This is a genomic window from Saccharothrix tamanrassetensis, assembly GCF_014203665.1.
Classification (GTDB): domain Bacteria; phylum Actinomycetota; class Actinomycetes; order Mycobacteriales; family Pseudonocardiaceae; genus Actinosynnema; species Actinosynnema tamanrassetense.
Genome location: NZ_JACHJN010000004.1, coordinates 131824 through 154029 on the forward strand (window position 1 = coordinate 131824; position 22206 = coordinate 154029).

General features: G+C 70.9%; 27 protein-coding genes. 10 read left to right on the forward strand and 17 right to left on the reverse strand.

What is annotated here, in order from left to right; translation table 11 throughout:
• Positions 1 to 19: 19 nt before the first annotated feature.
• Complete coding sequence (locus FHS29_RS13645) at positions 20 to 1441, reverse strand: leucyl aminopeptidase (protein WP_184691002.1); 1422 nt, start codon at positions 1439 to 1441, stop codon at positions 20 to 22.
• Between the two features lie 91 nt (positions 1442 to 1532).
• Positions 1533 to 1700, reverse strand: a complete 168-nt coding sequence (locus tag FHS29_RS13650) for a DUF3117 domain-containing protein (protein WP_012783412.1) — start codon at positions 1698 to 1700, stop codon at positions 1533 to 1535.
• A gap of 262 nt (positions 1701 to 1962) precedes the next feature.
• On the opposite strand from FHS29_RS13650, the gene FHS29_RS13655 reads away from it, so the two are divergent.
• Positions 1963 to 2742, forward strand: a complete 780-nt coding sequence (locus FHS29_RS13655) for a PaaX family transcriptional regulator (protein WP_184691003.1) — start codon at positions 1963 to 1965, stop codon at positions 2740 to 2742.
• Between the two features lie 14 nt (positions 2743 to 2756).
• Positions 2757 to 3536, forward strand: coding sequence for an enoyl-CoA hydratase-related protein (locus FHS29_RS13660; protein ID WP_184691004.1), 780 nt, complete (start codon positions 2757 to 2759; stop codon positions 3534 to 3536).
• On the opposite strand, the gene FHS29_RS13665 is transcribed toward FHS29_RS13660, so the two are convergent.
• The 5 genes from FHS29_RS13665 to FHS29_RS13685 all read right to left on the reverse strand — a co-directional run bounded on the left by FHS29_RS13665 (position 3523) and on the right by FHS29_RS13685 (position 5865).
• Positions 3523 to 4077, reverse strand: a complete 555-nt coding sequence (locus FHS29_RS13665) for a DNA-3-methyladenine glycosylase I (RefSeq protein ID WP_184691005.1) — start codon at positions 4075 to 4077, stop codon at positions 3523 to 3525. The two genes, FHS29_RS13660 and FHS29_RS13665, sit on opposite strands and share 14 nt — an antisense overlap.
• Positions 4074 to 4478 (reverse strand): SRPBCC family protein, encoded by a 405-nt coding sequence (locus FHS29_RS13670; RefSeq protein ID WP_184691006.1) that lies wholly within the window; start codon positions 4476 to 4478, stop codon positions 4074 to 4076. The genes FHS29_RS13665 and FHS29_RS13670 overlap by 4 nt, the downstream gene beginning before the upstream one ends.
• Complete coding sequence (locus tag FHS29_RS13675; RefSeq protein WP_184691007.1) at positions 4465 to 4776, reverse strand: DivIVA domain-containing protein; 312 nt, start codon at positions 4774 to 4776, stop codon at positions 4465 to 4467. Before FHS29_RS13675 ends, FHS29_RS13670 begins: the two co-directional genes overlap by 14 nt.
• Before the next feature lie 85 nt (positions 4777 to 4861).
• Positions 4862 to 5545, reverse strand: coding sequence for a permease prefix domain 1-containing protein (locus tag FHS29_RS13680; protein WP_184691008.1), 684 nt, complete (start codon positions 5543 to 5545; stop codon positions 4862 to 4864).
• On the reverse strand, positions 5527 to 5865 hold the full coding sequence (locus tag FHS29_RS13685; RefSeq protein WP_184691009.1) for a PadR family transcriptional regulator: 339 nt from the start codon (positions 5863 to 5865) through the stop codon (positions 5527 to 5529). Before FHS29_RS13685 ends, FHS29_RS13680 begins: the two co-directional genes overlap by 19 nt.
• Positions 5866 to 5954: 89 nt before the next feature.
• On the opposite strand from FHS29_RS13685, the gene FHS29_RS13690 reads away from it, so the two are divergent.
• From FHS29_RS13690 to FHS29_RS13705, 4 genes are read left to right on the forward strand one after another with little or no spacing between them, the layout of a single operon-like run.
• Positions 5955 to 7118: a cytochrome ubiquinol oxidase subunit I gene (locus FHS29_RS13690; protein WP_184691010.1), complete on the forward strand. Its 1164-nt coding sequence runs from the start codon at positions 5955 to 5957 to the stop codon at positions 7116 to 7118.
• Between the two features lie 13 nt (positions 7119 to 7131).
• Positions 7132 to 7983 carry a cytochrome d ubiquinol oxidase subunit II gene (locus FHS29_RS13695; protein WP_184691011.1) on the forward strand — a complete coding sequence of 284 codons (852 nt, stop codon included), beginning with the start codon at positions 7132 to 7134 and terminating at the stop codon, positions 7981 to 7983.
• Positions 7970 to 9469 carry a thiol reductant ABC exporter subunit CydD gene (gene cydD, locus FHS29_RS13700; protein WP_184691012.1) on the forward strand — a complete coding sequence of 500 codons (1500 nt, stop codon included), beginning with the start codon at positions 7970 to 7972 and terminating at the stop codon, positions 9467 to 9469. Before FHS29_RS13695 ends, cydD begins: the two co-directional genes overlap by 14 nt.
• The gene (locus FHS29_RS13705; protein WP_246440294.1) at positions 9466 to 11082 is read left to right on the forward strand and encodes an amino acid ABC transporter ATP-binding/permease protein; all 1617 of its coding nucleotides are present in this window, start codon (positions 9466 to 9468) and stop codon (positions 11080 to 11082) included. Before cydD ends, FHS29_RS13705 begins: the two co-directional genes overlap by 4 nt.
• Before the next feature lie 18 nt (positions 11083 to 11100).
• Here FHS29_RS13705 and folP read toward each other — a convergent pair whose 3' ends face one another.
• A complete protein-coding gene (gene folP, locus FHS29_RS13710) occupies positions 11101 to 11970 on the reverse strand; it encodes a dihydropteroate synthase (RefSeq protein ID WP_184691013.1) in 870 nt (289 codons plus the stop codon).
• Positions 11971 to 12138: 168 nt separating this feature from the next.
• On the opposite strand from folP, the gene FHS29_RS13715 reads away from it, so the two are divergent.
• Together FHS29_RS13715 and FHS29_RS13720 are read left to right on the forward strand one after the other, a co-directional pair.
• Positions 12139 to 13629, forward strand: coding sequence for a CocE/NonD family hydrolase (locus tag FHS29_RS13715; protein WP_184691014.1), 1491 nt, complete (start codon positions 12139 to 12141; stop codon positions 13627 to 13629).
• Positions 13630 to 13664: 35 nt separating this feature from the next.
• Complete coding sequence (locus tag FHS29_RS13720) at positions 13665 to 14036, forward strand: DUF3224 domain-containing protein (RefSeq protein WP_184691015.1); 372 nt, start codon at positions 13665 to 13667, stop codon at positions 14034 to 14036.
• Positions 14037 to 14146: 110 nt separating this feature from the next.
• On the opposite strand, the gene FHS29_RS13725 is transcribed toward FHS29_RS13720, so the two are convergent.
• The 3 genes from FHS29_RS13725 to dapE are packed head-to-tail and all read right to left on the reverse strand — an operon-like array spanning position 14147 to position 16540.
• Positions 14147 to 14683: an LOG family protein gene (locus tag FHS29_RS13725; protein ID WP_221455974.1), complete on the reverse strand. Its 537-nt coding sequence runs from the start codon at positions 14681 to 14683 to the stop codon at positions 14147 to 14149.
• Positions 14680 to 15450 (reverse strand): LOG family protein, encoded by a 771-nt coding sequence (locus FHS29_RS13730; protein ID WP_184691017.1) that lies wholly within the window; start codon positions 15448 to 15450, stop codon positions 14680 to 14682. The genes FHS29_RS13725 and FHS29_RS13730 overlap by 4 nt, the downstream gene beginning before the upstream one ends.
• Positions 15451 to 15472: 22 nt before the next feature.
• Complete coding sequence (dapE, locus tag FHS29_RS13735; protein WP_184691018.1) at positions 15473 to 16540, reverse strand: succinyl-diaminopimelate desuccinylase; 1068 nt, start codon at positions 16538 to 16540, stop codon at positions 15473 to 15475.
• 25 nt (positions 16541 to 16565) lie between these two features.
• Between dapE and dapD the strand changes: the two genes are divergently transcribed.
• The gene (gene dapD / locus FHS29_RS13740) at positions 16566 to 17537 is read left to right on the forward strand and encodes a 2,3,4,5-tetrahydropyridine-2,6-dicarboxylate N-succinyltransferase (RefSeq protein ID WP_312864907.1); all 972 of its coding nucleotides are present in this window, start codon (positions 16566 to 16568) and stop codon (positions 17535 to 17537) included.
• Here the strand turns inward: dapD and FHS29_RS13745 are convergent, their stop codons facing one another.
• Genes FHS29_RS13745 through fdxA form a run of 3 tightly spaced genes read right to left on the reverse strand, consistent with a single transcriptional unit; the run spans position 17538 to position 19168 of the window.
• Positions 17538 to 17759, reverse strand: coding sequence for a hypothetical protein (locus FHS29_RS13745; protein ID WP_184691020.1), 222 nt, complete (start codon positions 17757 to 17759; stop codon positions 17538 to 17540).
• Positions 17760 to 18845 (reverse strand): succinyldiaminopimelate transaminase, encoded by a 1086-nt coding sequence (dapC, locus tag FHS29_RS13750; protein WP_184691021.1) that lies wholly within the window; start codon positions 18843 to 18845, stop codon positions 17760 to 17762. It lies immediately after the preceding gene.
• Positions 18842 to 19168, reverse strand: a complete 327-nt coding sequence (gene fdxA / locus FHS29_RS13755; RefSeq protein ID WP_184691022.1) for a ferredoxin — start codon at positions 19166 to 19168, stop codon at positions 18842 to 18844. The genes dapC and fdxA overlap by 4 nt, the downstream gene beginning before the upstream one ends.
• A gap of 146 nt (positions 19169 to 19314) precedes the next feature.
• Here fdxA and FHS29_RS13760 point away from each other — a divergent pair, with 146 nt between their 5' ends.
• On the forward strand, positions 19315 to 20049 hold the full coding sequence (locus tag FHS29_RS13760) for a GNAT family N-acetyltransferase (RefSeq protein WP_184691023.1): 735 nt from the start codon (positions 19315 to 19317) through the stop codon (positions 20047 to 20049).
• Between the two features lie 133 nt (positions 20050 to 20182).
• Here FHS29_RS13760 and FHS29_RS13765 read toward each other — a convergent pair whose 3' ends face one another.
• The 3 genes from FHS29_RS13765 to mshB are packed head-to-tail and all read right to left on the reverse strand — an operon-like array spanning position 20183 to position 22147.
• Positions 20183 to 20947, reverse strand: a complete 765-nt coding sequence (locus tag FHS29_RS13765) for a hypothetical protein (RefSeq protein WP_184691024.1) — start codon at positions 20945 to 20947, stop codon at positions 20183 to 20185.
• On the reverse strand, positions 20931 to 21320 hold the full coding sequence (locus FHS29_RS13770) for a hypothetical protein (RefSeq protein WP_246440296.1): 390 nt from the start codon (positions 21318 to 21320) through the stop codon (positions 20931 to 20933). The genes FHS29_RS13765 and FHS29_RS13770 overlap by 17 nt, the downstream gene beginning before the upstream one ends.
• Positions 21317 to 22147, reverse strand: coding sequence for an N-acetyl-1-D-myo-inositol-2-amino-2-deoxy-alpha-D-glucopyranoside deacetylase (gene mshB, locus FHS29_RS13775; RefSeq protein ID WP_184691025.1), 831 nt, complete (start codon positions 22145 to 22147; stop codon positions 21317 to 21319). The genes FHS29_RS13770 and mshB overlap by 4 nt, the downstream gene beginning before the upstream one ends.
• Between the last annotated feature and the right edge of the window lie 59 nt (positions 22148 to 22206).

Genomic DNA, 22206 nt, shown 5'->3' on the forward strand with positions numbered 1-22206 from the left:
GGCGGGGTGTGGTGGTGGGTTAGGGCTGGTGGTAGTGCTCGGCCAGGGCTACGAGGGTTCGGGTGGCGAAGCCGGTGGCGCCGGGGACTACTTCGGCGTAGGTCTTGTCGGCTCGGGCGGGGCCGGCGATGTCCAGGTGGGCCCAGGGGACGCCGTTGGTGAACTCCCGCAGGAACAGGGCTGCCGTGATCCCGCCCGGTCCCGGTGGGCATTGGCGGAGGTCGGCGAGGTCGCTCTGCACGTCGTCGGCGAGATCTTCCGGCAGCGGCATCCGCCACCATGCCTCGCCGGTTCGGGTGCCTGCCTCGGTGAGTTGGGCGGCCAGGTCGTCGCTGGTGGCGAAGAGCCCTCCGGTGCGTACGCCGAGGCTTACCTTCATCGCTCCGGTCAGCGTCGCCACGTCCACCAGGGCGTCGGGCTTCAGGTTCCGCACCGCGTACGCGATGGCGTCGGCGAGTACCAGGCGGCCCTCGGCGTCGGTGTTGGTGACCTCGGTGGTGGTGCCGCCGTAGTGGCGGATCACGTCGCCTGGGCGGTAGGCGGTGCCGGACACGTGGTTCTCCGCGCACGGGACGAGGCCGGTCACCCTGATCGGCAGGCTTCGGCGGGCGATGGCGATCACGGCCGCGATCACGGCCGCGCCGCCCGCCATGTCCGTGCGCATCAGGTGCATCCCGTCGGCCGGCTTGACGGAGATGCCGCCCGTGTCGAACGTGATGCCCTTGCCGACGAGCACCAGGTGAGGGGCATCGGGGGCGCCGTTCCAGGTCAGGTGCACCAGCCGTGGTGGCCTGGCCGAGCCGTTGCCGACCGCCAGCACGCCGCCGAAGCCCTCGCGGGTCAGCCAGTTCTCGTCCCGCACCTCGACCTCCAGGCCGGGGACGGTCCCGGCCAGCTTGGCCGCTGTCGTCGCCAGCCAGGCCGGGTCCTTCACGTTGGCCGGGGAGTTGGCCAGGTCCCTGGTCAGGGCGGTCGCGGTGGCCAGGTCGACGGCTCGGCGGACCTCGTCGGGCGAGGGGGCGCCCACCAGGCGCAGCGACTTGAGCCGCTTGGGCGCTTCCTCGTTGGTGACCCGGTAGCGGTAGCCACCCAGGAGCAGGCCCAGGACGAACGGCTGGACGTCCGCCGTGTCGGTCAGCCGCACGTCGAACGTCGTGCCGCCGTCCCCCTCCGCGTCGCCCTGCAGCGCCCTCGCCAGGGACGCGCCTGCCGTGCGCCAGTCGGCCGGACTGCCCTCCCCCACGCCCAGCACCCAGTGCCCGTTCCGCTTGTGGGTCGTGCCCGCCTTGCCGGTGACCTCCTCGGTCACCTCCACGTCCGCACCGCCCGGGCCCAGGACGGGTGGTTCGCCGGGACTGGCCAGGACCACCCGGCCCACACCGCGCCGGAGGGTGTCGGCCACCTCGACGGCGACCAGCGGGGTGGGCACGGGCAGGCGCACTGGTACTCCTCGGCAGGGGTTTTCTGGACGAAGTGATGCCCCGGTTCCACTGTGGAAACCGGGGCTTCGACGATTTCTCGCTCCGGCTGGGTCAGCCAGCGGCTGCCTTGAGGGCGTCGCCCAGGGCGTTGGCCTCGTCTGCCGACATTTCGACGACGAGGCGCCCCCCACCCTCAAGTGGAACGCGCATCACGATGCCACGCCCCTCCTTGGTGACCTCAAGGGGACCGTCGCCGGTCCGGGGCTTCATGGCCGCCATCGCGTGCTCCCTCCGTCAACATCTTCCCCGTCCGACCAGGGCCGGATACTCCGCCCATTCTCCCCTATGCGGACTCGACGGCGAAACCGAACCGATCTTTCCAACCGATCCGTGACTTGCCGACGATCTTCACCAACGCCCTGTTCAACGCCAGGATCGCGGTGCCCCAACGATTTTCGGCCGCCGCTTTCGCCGTCACCTGGTCGTGACCGATTCCGGGGCTGTGGCGTGTCGCGGGGTCGCCCTGACAGACTCGGATCTCGTGCGAGCACGTTCCGCGCTCTTCGACGTCTACGGCGGCCACCTCCGCGAGCGGGGTGGCGCGGCGACCATCGCTGCCCTCGTCCGGCTGCTCGAACCGCTGGACTTCGCGGCCCCGGCGGTGCGCACCGCCGTCTCGCGGACCGTGCGGCAGGGCTGGTTGGAGCCGGTTCGGCTGGCATCCGGCCCCGGCTACGCGATGACACCTCGGGCGGAACGGCGGCTGGACGAGGCCGCGGCCCGCATCTACCGGACCCGGCCGTCCACGTGGGACGGTCGCTGGCACGTCGTGGTGCTGGAGGAACTGCCCGCGCGGGAGGCCCGCGACCGGCTCGCCTCCTCGCTGCAACTGCTCGGTTACGGCGCGCTCGGCCCCGTGACGTGGATCGCGCCGCGGCCCTCACCGGAGCTGTCCGACGTGCTGGCCGCCGACGGTGTGGCGGCCAGCACGTTCCACGGTGAACACGAGGGACCGGCCGCGGAGTTGGCGGCGCGGGCCTGGGACCTGGACACCCTGGGAGCGGACTACGCGCGGTTCGTCGCCGAGTGGGAGCCGGTGATGTCCGCAGTGGACGGTTCGTCGCCCGCTGCGGCGTTCGCCGCGTCCCAGCGGTTCCTGCACGCGTGGCGGAAGTTCCTGTTCCGCGACCCGGGACTGCCCCGTGACCTGCTGCCGGCGGACTGGCCGGGGCGGGCGGCGGCGGGGTTCTTCGACCGGCACACCGCGCGGCTCGCGCCGGCCGTGCGCAGGTTCGTGGACGACAGCCTGGGAAACGACTAGACCGGAGGTCCTACGTGTCCGAACTCCTCATCGACGACGCCGACGGTGTTCGCACCTTCACCCTCAACCGGCCGGAGTCGTTCAACTCGTTCACCGTCGCGTTGAAGGAACGGCTGCTGGACGCGGTGCACGAGACGGCGAAGGACGAGTCGGTGCGCGCCGTGGTGATCACCGGGGCGGGCCGGGCGTTCTGCGCGGGTCAGGACCTCAAAGAGCACATCGGGTTGCTCCAGGCGGGCGACCCGACCCCGCTGAAGACCGTGGAACGGCACTACAACCCGCTGATCAAGGCGGTCGTGGGGATGCCGAAGCCGGTGATCGCGGCGGTCAACGGCACGGCGGCGGGCGCGGGCGCGGCCCTGGCCTACGCGTGCGACCTGCGGGTCGCGGCGTCGTCGTCGAAGTTCCTGATGGCGTTCGCGAACGTGGGCCTGACGGCCGACTCGGGCGCGTCGTGGACGCTGCCCAGGCTGATCGGGCACGGTCGGGCGATGGAGATGATGCTGCTGGCCCAGCCGGTGGGGGCCGAGGAGGCGCTGCGCATCGGCATGGTCACCCAGGTCGTGCCGGACGGCGAGGCGCTGTCCACCGCCCAGGCGCTGGCCCGCGAGTTCGCCGCCGGGCCGACCACCGCCTACGCCAAGATCAAGGAGGCGATGGCGTTCTCCGGCGAACTGGCCGCCGCGCTGGACGTGGAGGCGCGCACCCAGGCCGAGGCCGGTGCGACGGCGGACCACCGCGAGGCGGTCGCGGCGTTCGTGGAGAAGCGGCCGGCCCGGTTCACCGGGCGGTAGCGGGCCCGGTGGCGCGGAAGCAGGCCGCGATGTGGTCGTCGACCATGCCGGTGGCCTGCATCAGCGCGTAGCAGGTGGTGGGGCCGAGGAACACGAACCCGCGGCGCTTGAGCTCCTTGGCCATCGCCTTCGACTCCGGTGTGATCGCCGGCACGTCGTCCGCGGTCGGCGGTCGCCGGTGGTCCTCCGGGGCGAACGACCAGAGCAGCTCGTCCAGGCCCACGTCGAGGCCGGTGACCACGCGGGCGTTGTTGATCGCCGCGTTGATCTTGGCGCGGTTGCGCACGATGCCCGCGTCGGCCATCAGCCGGTCGAAGTCCTCCGGCCCGTACTCGGCGACGACCTCCGGTCGGAAGTCGTCGAACGCGCGCCGGAAGTTCTCCCGCTTGCGCAGGATGGTGATCCAGGACAGCCCGGACTGGAACGACTCCAGGCACATCCGCTCGAACAGGGCCGCGTCGCCGTGCAGCTCGACGCCCCACTCGTTGTCGTGGTAGTCGATGTAGTCCGGCGTGCTGTCGCCCCAGGGGCAACGGATCATCGGTGGTACTCCCGTGCGAACTCGGCGAACCTGCGCAGGGACCAGCGCACCCCCGGCGCGAACGCCAGCCCCAGCACCTTCGGGATGTCCTCGGACCAGATGAACTCGCTGCGCTCGCCGTGCGGGACGACCCGGAACTCGGCCGTTCCGCGCACGAACCGACCGGTGTGCAGGACGGCGCAGCGGTGCGGCGGCTCCCAGGCGGTGACGCGCATGGTGTCGGTGAAGCCGATCAGGCCGAGCCCGGTGAACGCGGACAGCTCCGTGCCGAGGCCCTGGCCGCCGGTCACCCGGACCTCGGTGAACAGCATCCACTCGCCTTGGCGCGCCCAGTCGGTCACCGCCGCCCACGTCGTCTCGGCGGGTGCCGCGACGTCGACCCGCAGCTCAAGCCGGGTCACGTTGCGGCTCCCGCTCGGACTCCAGCTCGGAGACCCGGGCCCGGAGCCGTTCGACCTCGGTGGCCAACCGGTCCAGCGCCCAGTCGACCTCGGTCATCTTGTAGCCGCGGAAGACCTGCTGGAACTGGAGTCCACGCACGTCGTCCGGGGTCGGCTCGTCGGCGGGCAGCCGGGTCGGCGACGCGCCGGGCGGCAGCGGGGCCAGCTCCTCGCCGCGTCCGAAGACGAGAGAGGCCAGCAGGAACACCACGGCCGCCACGAGGACCATGACGACGAGGTAGATGAGCGCGGTGGTCACGGGACGATCGTGGCACACGCGGCGCTTGAGGGCCGTAAGGAAGTGTCGGAAGAGGGCGTTCCGGCGACCGGCAGCGCGGTGTGGTTCAGATGGTGGAGAACACCACGCAGCGCCGTGCGAGGACCAGCAGTCGGAGCATGATCACCAGGGACACCAGGCTGGCCAACCCGACCGGCGGGGACATCAGCAGCCGGGCCGCGTCCACCAGGGCAGTGGCGATCATGATCGACACGTTGCCGAACAGGCTGACGCCGACCGCGCCCACGGCCACCAGCCCGGACAGCCGGGCCAGCTTGACCGTGCTCCACCCCCGACGGGCCAGCAGGCGGCCGGACGCCAGCGCGCCCAGGGCTGCGCCGGCCACGATCCAGGCGGCCGAGTCGTTGGCCCGGGCGATCAGGAGGTACCAGTCCGGCGGCGGGCCGGCGGGGTCGAACGCCGGCCACGAGCCGATCCAGAAGCTGCGGTTTAGCTCCCACATCACCCGGGCCAGCGGGACGACCAGGAGCAGCGTCCACAGCGTGCGCACGCCGTGCGCCAGGGCGAGCAGGCCCTGGTAGTCGCGGGCGATCCGGTTCACCGGGCCGAAGTCGGCGACCGCCCGGCGCTGGGCGTCCTCGGCGGCCAGCCCACCGTCCCGGTAGGCCGCCGCCGCGTCGTCCAGGCTGTCCCGGGCCTCCGCGAGCAGGTCTTCCTTCACGTGCTCGGGGCCGCGCAGCCGGCGGTCCAGCGCGGTCAGGTAGTCGTCGATCACGTCTGCGCCGGCCACGGCCCACCCCCCAGGACGCCTTCGATCGCGGCGGTGAACTCCCGCCACGCGGTCCGTTCGGTGGCCAGTGCCCGCTGCCCCGCCTTGGTCAGCCGGTAGGTGCGGCGCTGCCGCCCGCCGACCGTGCTCCACTCGCTGGCCACCAGGCCGGCCGTCTCCAGCCGGCGCAGGGCCGGGTAGACGGTGCCGGTGGGCAGGTCCAGCGCGCCGCCGCTGCGCAGTTGCAGCGCCTCGATGATGGCGTAGCCGTGCAGCTGCCCGCCGTCCAGCGTGGCCAGCAGCAGCGCGTCGAGATGCCCTCGCAACGCGTCCGACTTCATAGGTAGCCACTCTACGGGTCGGCAACCAGGGACACATCAGGGAGATACCGGATACAGAGGTAGTCTGCCTACATATACGGTCGCTACTCATGGACGCACTCGGACTCGCCCGGCTCCAGTTCGCCGTCACCACGTCCTTCCACTTCCTGTTCGTGCTGCTGACGCTGGGACTGGTGACGGTGGTGGCGGTCATGCAGACGCGGGCGGCACTGACGGACAAGCCGGTGCACGCCCGGATGACGCGCTTCTGGGGCCGGCTCTACGTGGTGAACTACGCCCTGGGCATCGCCACCGGCATCGTGATGGAGTTCCAGTTCGGGCTGAACTGGTCGGGGCTGTCGCACTACGCGGGCGACGTGTTCGGCGCGCCGCTGGCCGTGGAGACGCTGGTGGCGTTCTTCCTGGAGTCGACGTTCCTGGGGCTGTGGATCTTCGGCTGGGACCGGCTGGGCAAGTGGGTGCACCTGGCGCTGATCTGGCTGGTGGCGCTGACCGCCTACGCGTCCGCGTTCTGGATCATGGTGGCCAACGCCTTCCTGCAACACCCGGTCGGCCACGAGGAGCGCGACGGCGTGCTGCGCCTGGTCGACTTCCCGGCGCTGGTGGCCAACCCGCTGTTCGGCCTGGCGTTCCTGCACGTCCTGCTGGCCGCGCTGACCGTCGGCGGCGTCTTCCTCACCGGCGTCAGCGCCTACCACTTCATCAAGCGCACCGCCGAGGTCGACTTCTTCCGCCGGTCGCTGCGCACGGGCGTGGTGCTGACCGCGATCGTCACGCCGTTCCTGATCGGGGTCGGCTTCGGCCAGTTCCCGATCATCGGGGAGTTCCAGCCCGGTAAGACGGAGGACGTGTCCGGCGCGGGCGGGGCCGGGCTCGGCTTCATGATCCAGATCGGGTTGGTGCTGTTCCTGGTGAGCTGGCTGACCGTGCCGCTGCTGTTCCGCGACTGGGTGGTCCGGATGCGCTTCCCGCTGTACCTGATGGTGATCGGCATCCCGCTGCCGTTCATCGCGGCCATCGGCGGCTGGCTGTTCCGCGAACTGGGACGGCAACCCTGGCTGGTCTACGGCCTGCTGCGCACCGAGGACGCGCTGTCCGACGTCAGCCGCGAAGGCATGTTGTTCTCCTTCATCGCGTTCACCGCCGTCTTCGCCGTGCTGGCGATCGCCGACTGGATCCTCATCGCCCGCCTGGTCCGCCGGGGTCCGGTGGACGCGCCGGCTCCCGTGTCCCCGCTCGTTCCGGCTCTGTGAAGGGAAGTTCGCCGTGGAAGGCTTGTGGGTCGCCCTGCTCGGACTGCTGACAGCGGGCTACTTCGCGTTGGCGGGCTTCGACTACGGCGTCGGGCTGCTGTTCCGCTTCGTCGGCCGCGACGAGGCCGAACGGACCGGGGTGATCCGCACCATGACGCCGTTCTTCCTGGGCAACGAGGTGTGGCTGGTCGCCGCCGTAGGAGTCCTGTTCGGCGCTTTCCCCCGCCTGGAGGGAGAACTGCTGTCCGCCCACCACGGTTCCTTCGTCACGATCCTGGTGGGTCTGGTGATGTTCACCGCCGCGGTACAACTGCGATCCCATCCGTTGTGGGACGTGCCACTGGTCGCCGGAGCGCTGATCGTGGCCGCCGGTTGGGGCGTGCTGCTGGGCAACGTGCTGGGTGGTCCCCCGTTCCTGTGGGCGGCAGGTCTGGTGACGATGTTCCTGTTGCACGGAGCCGTTTTCCTGACATGGCGACTGCACGGTCCCCTGCGCTCACGAGCCGTCCTGCTCGCCCGCGTACTGATCGCACCCAGCGCGGCTTTCGTCGTGGCGGCAGTGCTTCTCAGCGGCCCGGTACAGGCACCCACATACGGTTGGGCCGGCGCCACCCTCGTCCTGTTCCTACTCGGCGGAACCTGGCCGGCCCTGCGCAGGAGGCTTTACCTCCTGGCCTTCCTCTGCACCGCGACGACATGCGCCGTACCGGCCCTGGCGGTCTTCGGGGCCCAAGCCGTGGTGACCACCGAGACGATGTCGCACGCACCGACGCTGGAAGCGCTGACCTGGCCCGCCCTGGCAGTCCTACCGCTGGTACTGGTGTTCCAGTGGACAACCTGGTGGATGTCCCGTGCGACACGTTGACCGGAGATACGTCGTCACCCTGACCCTCCTGGCGACCGCCACCGCAATCCTCGTACTGGCTCAAGCGGAACTGCTGGCCTCCGTACTCAGCACCGGCGCCGGCCTGGTCCTGCTGATCGCAACAATCGCAGCCAGGGCCCTCCTCGTATGGGCCGGACGCGTTGTGACACAACGTGAAGCAGCATCGGTCAAAGCCGACCTGCGGAAACACTTGCTGCGCAACTCATCCGGCCCAACCGGCGAACTGACCACCCTGGTGGTCAAGGGCCTGGACGCCATCGAGCCCTACCTGGCCGGCTACCTACCGCAACTGGTGGTCTCGGTAGCCGTCCCCCTGGCAGTACTCGCGCGCTTGTCGTTCGCCGACTGGGGTTCCGCACTGACCATCGCCCTGACCCTCCCCCTCATCCCGGTATTCGCAGCCCTGGTGGGAATGCACACCCGCGACCGGACACGCCGACAGTGGTCCGCGATGGCCGCCGTCGGCGGACACTTCCTCGACGTCGTGCAAGGCCTGAGCACGCTGCGCCTCTTCGGACGCGCCGAGGCACAGGCACGAACAGTGCGCGCAATGGCCGCAGCCCACGCGGACGAGACAATCCGAACACTACGAGTCGCGTTCCTGTCAGCCCTCGTACTGGAGTTGGTAGCCACCTTGTCGGTCGCCCTGGTCGCCGTACCGGTCGGCTTGCGACTACTGCACGGCGGCGTGACGTTGCAGGTGGCTCTCCTGGTGCTACTACTCGCCCCCGAGGCCTACCTACCTCTCCGAGCCGCCGGCGCCCAGTTCCACGCCAGCGCAGAAGGCCTGGCAGTCCTGGAACAAGCGATGAAAACCACCCGCCCGAAACCCCTCGCGATCCAACGCCGTTCCCCCGACCTGCGACGATCCTCAATCACGTTCGACCACGTAGAGATTCATTACCCGAACCGCGCCGAACCAGCCCTGACCGACTTCAACCTACAAGTCGCGCCAGGTGAGCGAGTCGCACTGATCGGCCCCAGCGGCGCAGGAAAGAGCAGCCTGCTGGCAGCACTGCTCGGCGAGGTCCACCCCTCGTCCGGCCGAATCCTCATAGCCGACACCGACCTACGAGAACTGGATCGGACCGAATGGCTACGCCAACTGGCGTGGGTTCCCCAACGACCAACCCTGTTCCCGGGCACGGTCGCGGAGAACATCGCCCTGGGCGCCCCCGAAGCGAACGTGCAGGCAGCAGCACAAGCCGTAGGACTGAACGACCTGGTCGACACCGACCACCCGCTGTCCTCCGGTGAACGACAACGAGTCGCCGTGGCCCGAGCCATAGCCCGCGACTCCGCCCGAATGCTGCTACTGGACGAACCGACATCCCGCCTGGACAACCGGACCGAGGAGACGGTGCTACGAGCAACACGCGAGTGGACCCGAGGAAGAACAGCCCTGGTAGTGGCCCACCGCCCCGCACTCCTGACCGAGGTGGACCGAGTAGTGGAACTCCGATGACCACCCGCCACACCCACACCACCAGGTGCCCGTCCGGCGAGGACGCTTTTCTTCTCAGGCCTGAGCAAAAACGACCATCATCACTCGCAGTCCCCGAAGGCACCACAATGAAACGACTGATAGCGGCCGTAACCATGAGCACAGCCGCCGAACTGGCAGGAATCGGCTTGATGGTCACCGCCGTGTGGCTGATCATGCGAGCAGCGGACCAACCCCCACTATCCGCACTGACAGTCGCAATCGTCACCGTCCGAACCCTGGCCATCGCCCGCGGCACCCTGCGCTACGTCGAACGCTTGACCAGCCACGACGCGGTCCTGCGCGGCATGGTGGAACTCCGCGGCCGGATCTACGACTCCCTCGTGAAACGTCCACCCCCACTGCGCAGCGGCGACGCCCTGACCCGCCTGGTCTCCGACGTGGACGCCCTGCAAGACGCCATCCTCCGATGCCTGCTCCCCGCCGCCACAGCCACCCTGGTCGGAGTGATCGCACTAGCCGCCACCGGATTCCCGCTCCCCCTGATCACGGGCCTGATCCTGGCAGTCCTACTGATTCCCTTGAGCGCCTACGCCCTGGCAGCCGAACACCTTCGGACCCTGGCCCCGCTACGCGCCGACCTGGCCGACCGAACCGTCACCCTCCGCGAAGGCGCAGCCGAGCTGACCGCCTTCGGCGCGATGGAACACCAACTGACCCGCACCGCCTCCGTCATCGACGATTTGGCAGCACGTGAAAAGCGCGCATCGATCGTCACGGCCGCACTGACCGCCCTCGCTGTGGCAACCCAGTTCGGCACCGCGCTGACACTGTTGATCCAAGGCTCCCCCGCACACATCGTGCTGGGCGCAGTAGCAACCCTGGAACTGACGATCCCGCTCACCGCCGCAGCCCAACGATGGGCCGAGATACGCGGCTCCCTGTCCCGCGTCGAGGAAGTGCTGACACCCCGACCGGAACCCGCCCGCACGCCCCCGCCGCTGCACATCGAACCCGGCAAGAGGATCGGCATCGTCGGCCCCAGCGGCGCCGGCAAGAGCACCCTTCTCCGCAGCATCGCAGCCGCACACCCCGGCGCAGCGAAGGGAGCACTGGCCGACGCGCACGTCTTCCACCGAACCGCACGGGTCAACGTCCAACTGGCCGACCCCGACGCAACCGAGGAACAACTCGACCACGTTGCCCGACTCGTGGACCTGGACGTCGACTGGGACGCCGTCGTCGGCGAACAAGGCGACGAACTGTCCGGCGGACAACGGCAGCGACTCCTGCTGGCCCGCGCCCTACTCGCCAACCCGGACATCCTCCTCCTGGACGAACCAGTCGAAGGCCTCACCATCCACCACGGCGACGAGGTCCTGAGCCGCGTCCTGGGCCACGTCCGGACCCACGCGAAAACCGTCGTCCTGGTGACGCACCGCCTCGCACCACTACAAGACTTCGACGAGATCGTGGTCATCGAAGACGGCCGGATCACCCAACGCGGCACCCACGCCGAACTCACCACGACCCCCGGCTACTACCAGGACCGCTGGAGTACCGAACACCTCGGAACCGACGCCGCTGGACGCTTCCCACGCCCTCACACACCCCAGATGAGCCACCCCACCTAGGCCCCCGACCACCGCACATCACGCCAACGCACGCAAAGCCCGCACCGGCGGCCTGGTACCCGCGATACCCGCCACCATCTCCACCACCTTGCGCGTCTGCCGCACCTGATGCGCCCGGAACACCTTCGCACCCAGGAACGCCGCCACCGACGTAGCGGCGAGCGTCCCGTCCACCCGGTCGTCCACGTCCGCGCCGAGCGTCTCCCCGACGAAGTCCTTGTTGGACAACGCCATCAACACCGGCCACCCCGTACCGACGAGCTCACCCAGCCGTCGCAACAACTCCAGCCCGTGCCAGGTGTTCTTCCCGAAGTCGTGCGTCGGGTCGATCAGCACCCCGGCACGCGGCACGCCGAGCGCCACCATCCGCTCCGCCCGTTCCACCAACTCCGCCACCACGGCCGCCACGACGTCGTCGTAACGCACCCGGTGCGGGTCGGTGCGCGGCGCGAGCCCACCGGTGTGCGAGCACACGATGCCGACCCCGAACTCGGCCGCGACCTCCGCCAGCCGAGGGTCCGCGCCCGCCCACGTGTCGTTGATCAGGTCCGCCCCGACCGCGCAGACCGCACGACCGACCTCGTGCCGCCACGTGTCCACGCTGATCACCAGCGACGGGTGCCGCTCCCGCACCGCCGCCACGAACGGCACGACCCGTCGGGCCTCCTCGGCCGCATCCACCGCTTCGCCCTTGGACCCGGCCTTCACACCACCGATGTCCACGACGTCCGCCCCGTCGGCCACGGCCCGGTCGACAGCCGCCATCGCGGCCTCGTCCTCGAAGGTGGACCCCTTGTCGTAGAACGAATCCCGCGTCCGGTTGACGATCGCCATCACCAGAGCGCGATCTTGGGCCACGTCACGCTCGCCGAACCGCATGCGAGCCATCGTCGCACGCCCCACACTGCCGTGAACTGCGTCACACAGCATTGCTACTCACGAGTAGCGCTCTGATTTACTCCCCGGCAACACCGCACGTGATCCGCGTCACGACCAAAGCCCCGACCAAGATCAAGGCCGAGGTGAGGTCCCGGGGTCACGGTCAAGGAGGACTGCGTGCGCCGGACACTCACCCTGCTGCTCATCGCCATCACCGGTCTGGTGCCGGCCCCACCCGCCCAGGCCGCGCCCGGCTTCGCGGTCAGCTACCAGACCATCCCCGGCCAGGGCGGCACGCCGCTCAAGGCGTTCGTCATCGAGCCCACCGGTCGCGGCAGCGGCCCGTTCCCGCTGGTCGTGCTGCCGTCCAGCTGGGGCGTCAACAACATCGAGTACGTCGGCGCCGCCGCCAGACTGGCCTACCGGTCCGGCTACACCGTGATCAGCTACACCAGCCGGGGCTTCTACGACTCCGCGGGCGAGATCGACGTCGCCGGGCCGGACACCGTGGCCGACGTGAGCCGGGTGATCGACTGGGGCATCGCGAACGCGGGCGGTGACGCCACCAGGGTCGGCGTCGGCGGGATCTCCTACGGCGCGGGGCAGTCCCTGCTCGCCGCCGCGGCCGACCCGCGCATCAAGGCCGTGACGGCGCTGAGCACGTGGACCGACCTGGCCCGCTCGCTCTACCCGAACGAGACCGTCAGCTCGCAGGGCGTGGAGCTGCTGCTCGCGGCGGGCCACCTCACCGGGCGCCCCGGCCCGGTCCTGCGGGAGGCCGAGGCCGCGTACCGGGAGAACCGGTTCGCCGACGTGCTGCCCATCTCGCCGCCCCGCTCGCCCGCGTCCAAGGTGGACTCCATCGAGGCCGCCGTGCTGATCGGCAACGCCTGGAACGACGGTCTCTTCCCGCCCGGTCAGGTCACCGACTTCTTCCAGCAGCTCACCGGCCCCAAGCGCCTGATGCTCTCCCCCGGCGACCACACCACCGCCGAGCTGTTCGGTGCGGCCGGTCTGCCCAACGAAGTCTGGGACGCCGCCGGCCGCTGGTTCGACCACCACCTGCGCGGCGTCGACAACGGCATCGACCGGGAAGCCCCGGTGCAGCTCAAGCCGAACAACGGGGGCGCTTGGCGCGGCTACCCGTCGTGGCAGGCCGTCACCACGAAGACCTCCACCACCGCGCTCACCGAGGACCGCATCAGCGCAGGTCGGCCGACCATCGCGGAAAGCGGCACGGTCATGGTCAGCGGCGCTCTCCAGGGCTTCCTGAACATCCCCACCGGTGTCTCCACTCCCCTGGTCGACCGGGGTGCGGCGTCCGTGTGGCGCGGTCCGGTCGAGTGGAGCGGCACGACCGTCGGCGGCACGCCCCGAGTGCACCTGAACGTCACCACCACGGCCGCCAAGACCACGCTGTTCGCGTACCTGTACGAGGTCAACGCACTCGGGCTGGGCGCTCTGGTGACGCACAAGCCGGTGACGCTGGCCGGCGCGGGCACCCGCACGCTCGACCTGGACCTGGAGCCGACGGTGTGGAACGTGGCCGCCGGCAACCGCCTGGTGCTGGTCGTGGACACCGTCGACCTGCGCTACGGCGGGACGAGCCGGATCGGGACCGGCGTCACGTTCGGCGCGGACTCCTGGCTGCAGGTCCCGCGAAGCTGACCGCAGCCCGCCGGGATTCCTGACAGGATCGCGGCATGGAATTGCAGTCGCCGTTCACCATCACCCGCTGGGACGAGAAGATCGCGGACGAGACCGAGCCCAAGCTCGGTCGCGTCCAGGTCGACAAGACCTACACCGGGGCGTTCGAGGGCACCAGCACGGCCGAGCTGGTCACCTGCCAGCCGACCGAGGAGTCGGCCGGCTACGTGGCCATCGAGAAGTTCCAGGGCACGCTGGAGGGACGCACCGGCGCGTTCGTGTTCCAGCACGCCGGCGTCATCTCGGGCACCACCGCCGAGAACTACGGCAAGATCATCCCGGACTCCGGCAGCGGCGAACTGGCCGGCATCACCGGCACCGTCAAGCTGGAGCACGAGCTGATCACCCTGGACTACCAGCTGGGCTGACCTCGCCGCCGAGCCCTCCCCGTGCCACGGGCAGGGCTCGGCGAACCCCGGGTCAACCCGGACCAGCCCTCAGCCACCCGGAATCGGCCACCTGGGATCAGCCACCCGGATCAGACCGCGCAGGCGTCCAACGCCGCCCGCACGTCGTCCGTCACCACCAGCGAGTCCAACGCGAACCTCGACACGAACCCCCGGCTGTGCAACTCGGCCAGCCACTCCAACAACCCCCGGTAGTGGCCGTCCACGTCCAGCAGCACCACGGGCTTGCCGTGCAGCGCCAGCACCCGCGACGTCCACACCTCGAACAGCTCCTCGCAGGTGCCGATGCCGCCCGGCAACGCCAGGAACGCGTCCCCGTGCGCCTCCATCAACGCCTTGCGGTCCCGCATGGAGTCGACCACCAGCAGTTCGTCCGAGCCCCGGTCCGCCCACTCCACGTCCACCAGCGCGCGCGGGATGACGCCGGTGGTGTGCGCGCCGCCCTCCCGTGCCGCCGTCGCCAGCGCGCCCATCATGGACGTCCGGCCGCCGCCCCACGCCAACGACCAGCCCCGACGCGCGATCTCCGCACCCACCTCGGCGGCCAGCGCCAGGTACGACTCCGGGACGGTCTGCCGCGATCCGCAGTAGACGGTGACGGTGGTCAATGCGCGTCCGCCCACGCCTGGTGCGCCTCGTTGACCACCCGCACGGCGTCGTCGATGTCGTCGGTCAGGTGCAGCAGCGCCAGGTCCTTGGCGCCGACCTTGCCGCTCTCCAGCACCGAGCTCTTCACCCAGTCGTAGAGGCCCTGCCAGTAGTCCTTGCCGAACAGCACCACCGGGAACTTGGTGACCTTCTTGGTCTGCACCAGGGTCAGCGCCTCGAACAGCTCGTCCAGCGTGCCGAACCCGCCGGGCAGGCAGATGAACGCCTGCGAGTACTTGATGAACATGGTCTTGCGGACGAAGAAGTAGCGGAAGTTCACGCCCAGGTCGACCCACGGGTTCAGGCCCTGCTCGAACGGCAGCTCGATGCCCAGCCCGACGGAGAACCCGCCCGCCTCCGAACAGCCCCGGTTCACCGCCTCCATCACGCCCGGACCGCCGCCGGTGATCACCGCGAACCCGGCCTCGGCCAGCGCGCCGCCGAGCTTGCGGCCCGCCTCGTACTCGGGGTGGTCGCGGCCGGTGCGCGCGGAGCCGAACACGGTCACCGCGCTGGGCACCTCGGCCAGCGCGCCGAAGCCCTCCACGAACTCGGCCTGGATCCGCAGCACCCGCCACGGGTCGGTGTGCACCCAGTCCGTCGGGCCACGCGAGTCCAGCAGCCGCTGATCTGTGGTGGTCAACTCCTCCCGGCGTCGGCGGCGCAGGACGACCGGTCCGCGCTGCTTCTCCCTGGGGTGCTCGTCGACGCCGTTCTGGTCACTCATTGGCGCGAGTCTATCTCCGTGGTCAGCCGTGATTGAGGAAGCGACGCAACACTTCCCGGCACTGTTGGATCTGGTTCACCGGAACGTTCTCCTGCCGGGTGTGGGCGAGCGTCGGGTCACCGGGGCCGAAGTTCACCGCGGGCATCCCGAGCGCCGCGAACCGCGCCACGTCGGTCCAGCCGAGCTTGGCCACGGGCGTGCCGCCGGCGGCCCGGACCAGCTCCTGCGCGGCCTCGGTGTGCAGGCCGGGCAACGCGCCCGCGGAGCGGTCGGTCACGGTGAAGTCGAAGCCCTCGAACACCTCGCGCAGGTGCTGTTCGGCCTGCTCCGGTGTCCGGTCCGGGGCGAACCGGTGGTTCACGGTCAGCACGCACTCGTCCGGCACGACGTTGCCCGCGACCCCGCCCGCGATCTTCACCGCCTGCAGGCCTTCCCGGTAGACGCAGCCGTCGATGTCGACCGTGCGGGCCTGGTAGGCCTCCAGCCTGCCCAGCGCCTCGCCGACGGCGTGGATCGCGTTCACGCCCATCCACCCGCGCGCGGTGTGGGCGCGGGTGCCGGAGGTCCGCAGCTCGATCCGCATGGTGCCCTGGCAGCCGGCCTCGACCGCGGCGTTCGACGGCTCGCAGACGATCGCGAGGTCCGCGTCCAGCCACTGCCGGAGCTCGCGCTCGATGCGGCCCAGGCCGTTGCGCACGGCTTCGACCTCTTCGCAGTCGTAGAACACGAAGGTCAGGTCGTAGCGGGGGTCGTCGGTGGTCGCGGCGAGGTTGAGCATCACCGCGACGCCGCCCTTCATGTCGCACGTGCCGAGGCCGTGCAGGACGCCGTCCTCCAGCCGGGACGGCAGGTTGTCGTTCACCGGCACCGTGTCCAGGTGGCCCGCGAGGATCACCCGCCGGGGCAGCCCCAGGGTGGTCCGCGCCAGCACGGCGTTGCCGGATCGCACCACCTCCAGCGACGTCTGCTCCCGCAGCGAGCGTTCCACCAGGTCCGCGATGTCCGCTTCGTCGCCGGAGACGCTGGGGACGTCCACCAGCGCGGCGGTCAGCTCGACGGGATCGGCAGCGAGGTGCAAGGTGTCGGCCACCCCCGGCACGTTACCGTTGGCACCCGTGAGCACCGCAGACCCCACCGGCGCGTACGGCGTCGGACTCGCCACCGTCACCTCATCCGGCGCTGTGCTGGACACCTGGTTCCCGTCGCCGAAGCTCGGCGCGACCGAAGCGGGCACCGTCCGGCTGTCCGCCGCCGAGGTCGCCGCCGAACTCGGCGAGGCCGCCGCCAAGCAGCTCGGCTTCGACGCCGACCGCGACGTGGAGGTCGTCGGCGTGCGGGTGGGCATCGGCGCGCTGACCGACGCGCCCGCCGACACCTACGACGTCTACCTGCGCCTGCACCTGCTGTCGTGCCGCCTGGTCAAGCCGCACGGCCAGAGCCTGGACGGCATCTTCGGCCTGCTGAGCAACGTCGTGTGGACCAACTACGGCCCGTGCGCGGTGGAGGACTTCGAGGAGACCCGCGTCAAGCTCCGCGCGCGCGGCCCGGTGACCGTGTACGGCGTCGACAAGTTCCCGCGCATGGTCGACTACGTGGTCCCGACCGGCGTGCGCATCGCCGACGCCGACCGCGTCCGGCTGGGCGCGCACCTGTCGTCCGGCACGACCGTGATGCACGAGGGCTTCGTCAACTTCAACGCCGGCACGCTCGGCGCGTCCATGGTCGAAGGCCGCATCTCCGCGGGTGTGCTGGTCGGTGACGGCTCGGACATCGGCGGCGGCGCGTCGGTGATGGGCACGCTGTCCGGCGGCGGCAAGGAGGTCATCTCCATCGGCGAGCGCTGCCTGATCGGCGCGAACGGCGGCGTCGGCATCTCGCTCGGCGACGACTGCGTGGTGGAGGCGGGCCTCTACATCACCGCCGGCACCAAGATCACCGCCGACGACGGCACGGTGGTCAAGGGCTCCGCGCTCTCCGGCGTGCCGAACCTGCTGTTCATCCGCGACTCGACCACCGGGGCGGTGAAGGTCAAGCCCCGCAAGGGCACCGGCGTCGAGCTGAACGCGGCACTGCACTCGAACGACTGATCAGGCCGGTCGGGGACGCTCGTCGGGCGTCCCCGACCGCCACCGGAACCCGGCGTCGCCGTGCGGCGCCGGCCGACCGCCCACCGCCTCGCCGGCGCCCACCGCCACGAAGGCCGGCCTGGTGGGAGCGGCGAGGAACACCCGGTGGTCCACTCCGGCGCACCGCGAAACCGCCGCGTCGAGCAGCTCTTCGTCACCCTGCGCCCGTCGGACGACCCGCACTCAGCCGGCGAGCCGTTCCGCGGCGGCGGCCACCCGCTCGTCGGTGGCGGTCAGCGCGATGCGCACGTGCCGGTCACCGGTCGGCCCGTAGAAGGTGCCCGGAGCAGCCAGGATGCCGCGTTCCGCGAGCCAGCCCACGGTGTCCCAGGCCTGCTCGTCCCGCGTGGACCACAGGTACAGCCCGGCCTCCGAGTGGTCGACCGAGAAGCCCGCCGCCTTCAACGCGGGCAGCAGCACCTCCCGCCGCCGCCGGTACCGGTCGCGCTGCACGGCCACGTGCCCGTCGTCGTTCAGCGCCGCCGTCATCGCCGCCTGCACCGGCCGGGGCACGATCATCCCGGCGTGCTTGCGGACTTCGAGCAGCTCCGCGACCAGCTCCGGGTCCCCGGTGACGAACCCCGCCCGGTAGCCGGCGAGGCTGGACGACTTGGACAGCGAGTGCACCGCCAGCAGCCCGTCCCGCACACCGCCGTTGACCTCGTCCCGCAGCACGGAGACCGGTGAGGCGTCCCACGGCAGCGCCAGGTAGCACTCGTCCGAGGCGATCGTCGCGCCCACCGCACGGGCGTCCGCCACCGCCTGCGCCAGCGCCACCGCGTCCTGCACCCGACCCGTCGGGTTGGACGGCGAGTTCAGCCACACCAGCCGGGTGCCCTCGGGTGGCGGCTCGCCGTCGGCCAGCCGGACCACGGACGCGCCGGCGAGCCGCGCGCCCACCTCGTACGTCGGGTAGGCCAGGGCGGGGATCGCCACCACGTCGCCCGGCCCGAGGCCGAGCAGCGACGGCAGCCAGGCCACCAGTTCCTTGGACCCGATGGTCGGCAGCACCGACCGCGGGTCGACGCCGGTCACGCCGTGCCGGCGGCCCAGCGCGCCCGCGACGGCCTCCCGCAGCTCCGGGAACCCGTGCGTGGTCGGGTAGCCGGGCTGGTCGGCCACGGTCGAGAGGGCGTGCTGGACGAGTTCGGGGACGCTGTCCACCGGCGTGCCGACGGACAGGTCGACCACGCCACCGGGGTGCGTGCGCGCCTTGGCGGCGTGGTCGGCCAGGGAGTCCCAGGGGAAGTCCGGGAGCCGCTTCGTCACTCGGGCGACGCCTGCGGGGGGAGAGCCTTGATGAAGCCGGGGTCCGCGCTGACCTTGCCCACCTTGGAGGCGCCGCCCGGGGAGCCGAGTTCGTCGAAGAAGTCCACGTTCGCCTTCGTGTACTCCTTCCACTCGTCCGGGACGTCGTCCTCGTAGTAGATGGCCTCAACGGGGCACACCGGCTCGCAAGCACCACAGTCGACGCACTCATCCGGGTGGATGTAGAGCATCCGGTCGCCTTCGTAGATGCAGTCGACGGGGCACTCTTCGATGCACGCCTTGTCGAGCACGTCCACGCACGGCTGGGCGATCACATAGGTCACTGCGCTCTCCTGCTCTTGTTCTGGTCCACACCGCGCAAGCCGGAGAGTACGCGGCGGATCCGATTGTCCAACGATCAGGCTTGCCTTATCGGCACCGTGCTGCACCTCACAAGACACCGTTTACCAGGGCGGGGGACGATGCGGGGGTGGATCGGGTGGTCGAGTTGGAACGGCGCTGCGCGGACGCCTGGCCGGCGCTGGTGGACGAGCCGCTCGGCCAGTGGCGGCTGCGGGCGGCGGGCGGCTTCACCGGGCGCGCGAACAGCGCCCTGACCACGGGAGATCCCGGCCTGCCGGTGCCCGAGGCGTTGCGGGTCGTGGCGGATTTCGCGGTCCGCCACTCGATCGGGCCCGCCGCGCACGTGGTGGTGGGTTCGCTCTCGGAGGAAGGCGTGGCGGCGGCCGGCTGGCGGGTCGACGTCGACCACCCGGGTGGTGCGGAGTCGCTGGTGCTGACCGGTCCGCTGGATGCCTTCGCCACCCCGAAGGCCGGGGAAGTGGGCGTTTCGGCGGTCCCGACGTCCGGATGGTGGGAACTCGCCGCCCAGGACAACCCCACGCCCGCCCAACGGCATGTACTGGGCAGTGGGGACGTGGTCGGGTTCGGGTCGGTGGTGGACGGCGGCGCCGTGGTCGCGGCGGTGCGGGGTGCGGTGGTGGGTGATCTTCTGCACGTCTCGCGGCTGGCGGTGCGGCCGGAGGCGCGGCGCGCGGGGCTGGCGCGGGCGCTGATGGGTGCGTTGGCGTCGTGGGGCTTGGAGCACGGGGCGACGCGGTGCGCACTCCAGGTGGCGTCGCACAACGAGCCCGCGCTGCGGCTGTACGCGTCCTTGGGCTGCACCGAGCACCACCGCTACCGGTACTGGAAGCCCGCAGCCTGACCCCGGAGCAGTAGCGGCCGGAGCAGTAGCGGCCGGAGCGCGGGCGAATCACCGGCTGCCGGAATCCCGGGCCGAACCGCGCGATCCGCCGAGTGCCGCACACGCTCGGCCGGCCAACGGTGGAGCGGCTACGTCACCGGAGTTCGGGCCGCCCGGACTGCTCGCGGCCGAACCACTGGTAGGCGGCCTTGCGGACCCGGCGCAGGGCGGAGCGTTCCCCGAAGTAGTCCCCCACCACGCCCACCAGGGGCAACATCCCCAGCGCCTGGTGGTAGAACCGCCCCTGCGGTCGCTTGTCCAGCTCGCCCTCCAGAGCCCACAGCACCTTCGCGAGCTTCCACACGGTCCGCCCGATCGCCCGGATCGTGGACCGCCCCTCCAGCTCCGAGGTCAGCTCCTCGGTGGCCCGGTCCTCGCGCGCCCGCTCCTCCGTCGAGGCGTCCGCCGCCCGCCCGTCCACCTCCCGCTGGAACAGCACGAACGCCAGCAGCCGCACCCGGTCCTCGGTGGTGGTGAACCCGTGCTCCCCCGCCATCGCGGACAGCAGCACGCCCTGCCCGGCGGTCCCCAGCGCGGACTGGATGGGCAGCCGGTCGGCCAGCGCCCCACCCACCCCGGGCAGCGCCGCGATCAGCGACACCAGCCGCCCCACCCGGTTGAGCCACCACTCGTCCCGCTGCGCCACGCCCATCGCCGCCCAGCCGGCGGTACCCGGCACCTTCACCTTCGCCAGCCGGTCCCAGAGCTTGTCCACCAGGGCGCGGTTCGCGCCGTCCTCCACCGCCCGGTCCCGCAGGCCGAGCAGGTTGGCCTCCCGCAACGTGTCCAGCAGCGGACCGGTCGCGCGCACGAACGGCCGCAGCGCACGAACCACGTCCCGATCAGTGATCGCCGGCACGGGCCTGCCTCCCCATGAACGCCCCGACCGCCACGGCACTGGGCAGCGCACCGCCGGCGAACAGCAGCAACGACCGCCAGTCGTTCACCAGCATCACGTCCCCGCCGGGCCCGAACAACCCGAAGAACAGCAAGGTGCCGAGCCACACCAGCAGCGGCGCGGCGGCGACCAGGGCGCGCCGGGCGTACCACGAGGCCGCGAGCACCAGCAGCGGTGTGGTGATGATCGCCACCAGTGCGGTGACCGGGAACTGGTAGTCGTCGATCCGGGGCAGCAGGGTGCCGTCCAGGCGCAGCGGCAGGAAGAACAGCTCCAGCACCGCGAGCACGAACGCCTGGGCCATCAGCGCCCCGATCGCCAACCGCTCCCTCAATCGAGCCCTCCGAACAGGTCCGTCCGCGCCCCGTCGGCCGAGCCGCGCACCAACACGTAGTACTCGGACGGCACGACGGGCTGCGCGATGCCGTTGGACAGCGCGTACGCCACGCCGTCCTGCCACACGCTGACCTGGGTCGAGTGTGCGCGCAAGGCCCGCACCTTGGCCACCAGGTGCTCGGACACGTCGATGGTGGTGGTGATGGCCTCGTCGTCGGTGACGGGCAGCTCGCCCGGCGCCGGCAGCCGCCACGGCAGGTCCTCGTGGGCGGCCAGCGCCGCGACGCCGGCCTCGGTCGCCGACCGCGAGGTCACCGCGTAGAACACCCGGTCGACCTCGCCGGCCGCCGCCATGGTGATCTCGTGCGCCCGGATGTGGTCCGGGTGGCCGTACCCGCCGAACTCGTCGTAGGTGACCACGACCTGGGGCTTCACCGAGGAGATGATCGACGCCAGCTCGGCCGCCTGCTCGTCCGCCGACCCCCGGACGAACGCGCGCGGGTGGTCGTTCGCCTCGACGCCGGCCATCCCGGAGTCGCGCCAGCGGCCGATGCCGCCCAGGAAGCGGTGGTCGGTCACGCTCAGCGCGGCGCACGCGGACCTGAGCTCCGCGACCCGGTAGCCGCCGAGCTGGTCGGCGGCGCCGGCGGCCAGTTCGCGCAGTGCGGGCGGGATGATCTCGCCCTCCTCGCCGAGGGTGCAGGTGACCACGGTGACGTGCACGCCGCTCGCCGCGTAGCGGGCGATGGTGCCGCCCGTCCACAGGCTCTCGTCGTCAGGGTGTGCGTGTACCAGCAACAACCGTGGTGGAGCAGTCAGCGTCACCGGATCAGCGTAGAGACCTGGTCCGACAACGGCTGTCGGGGCCACCGCAAAGGTGACCC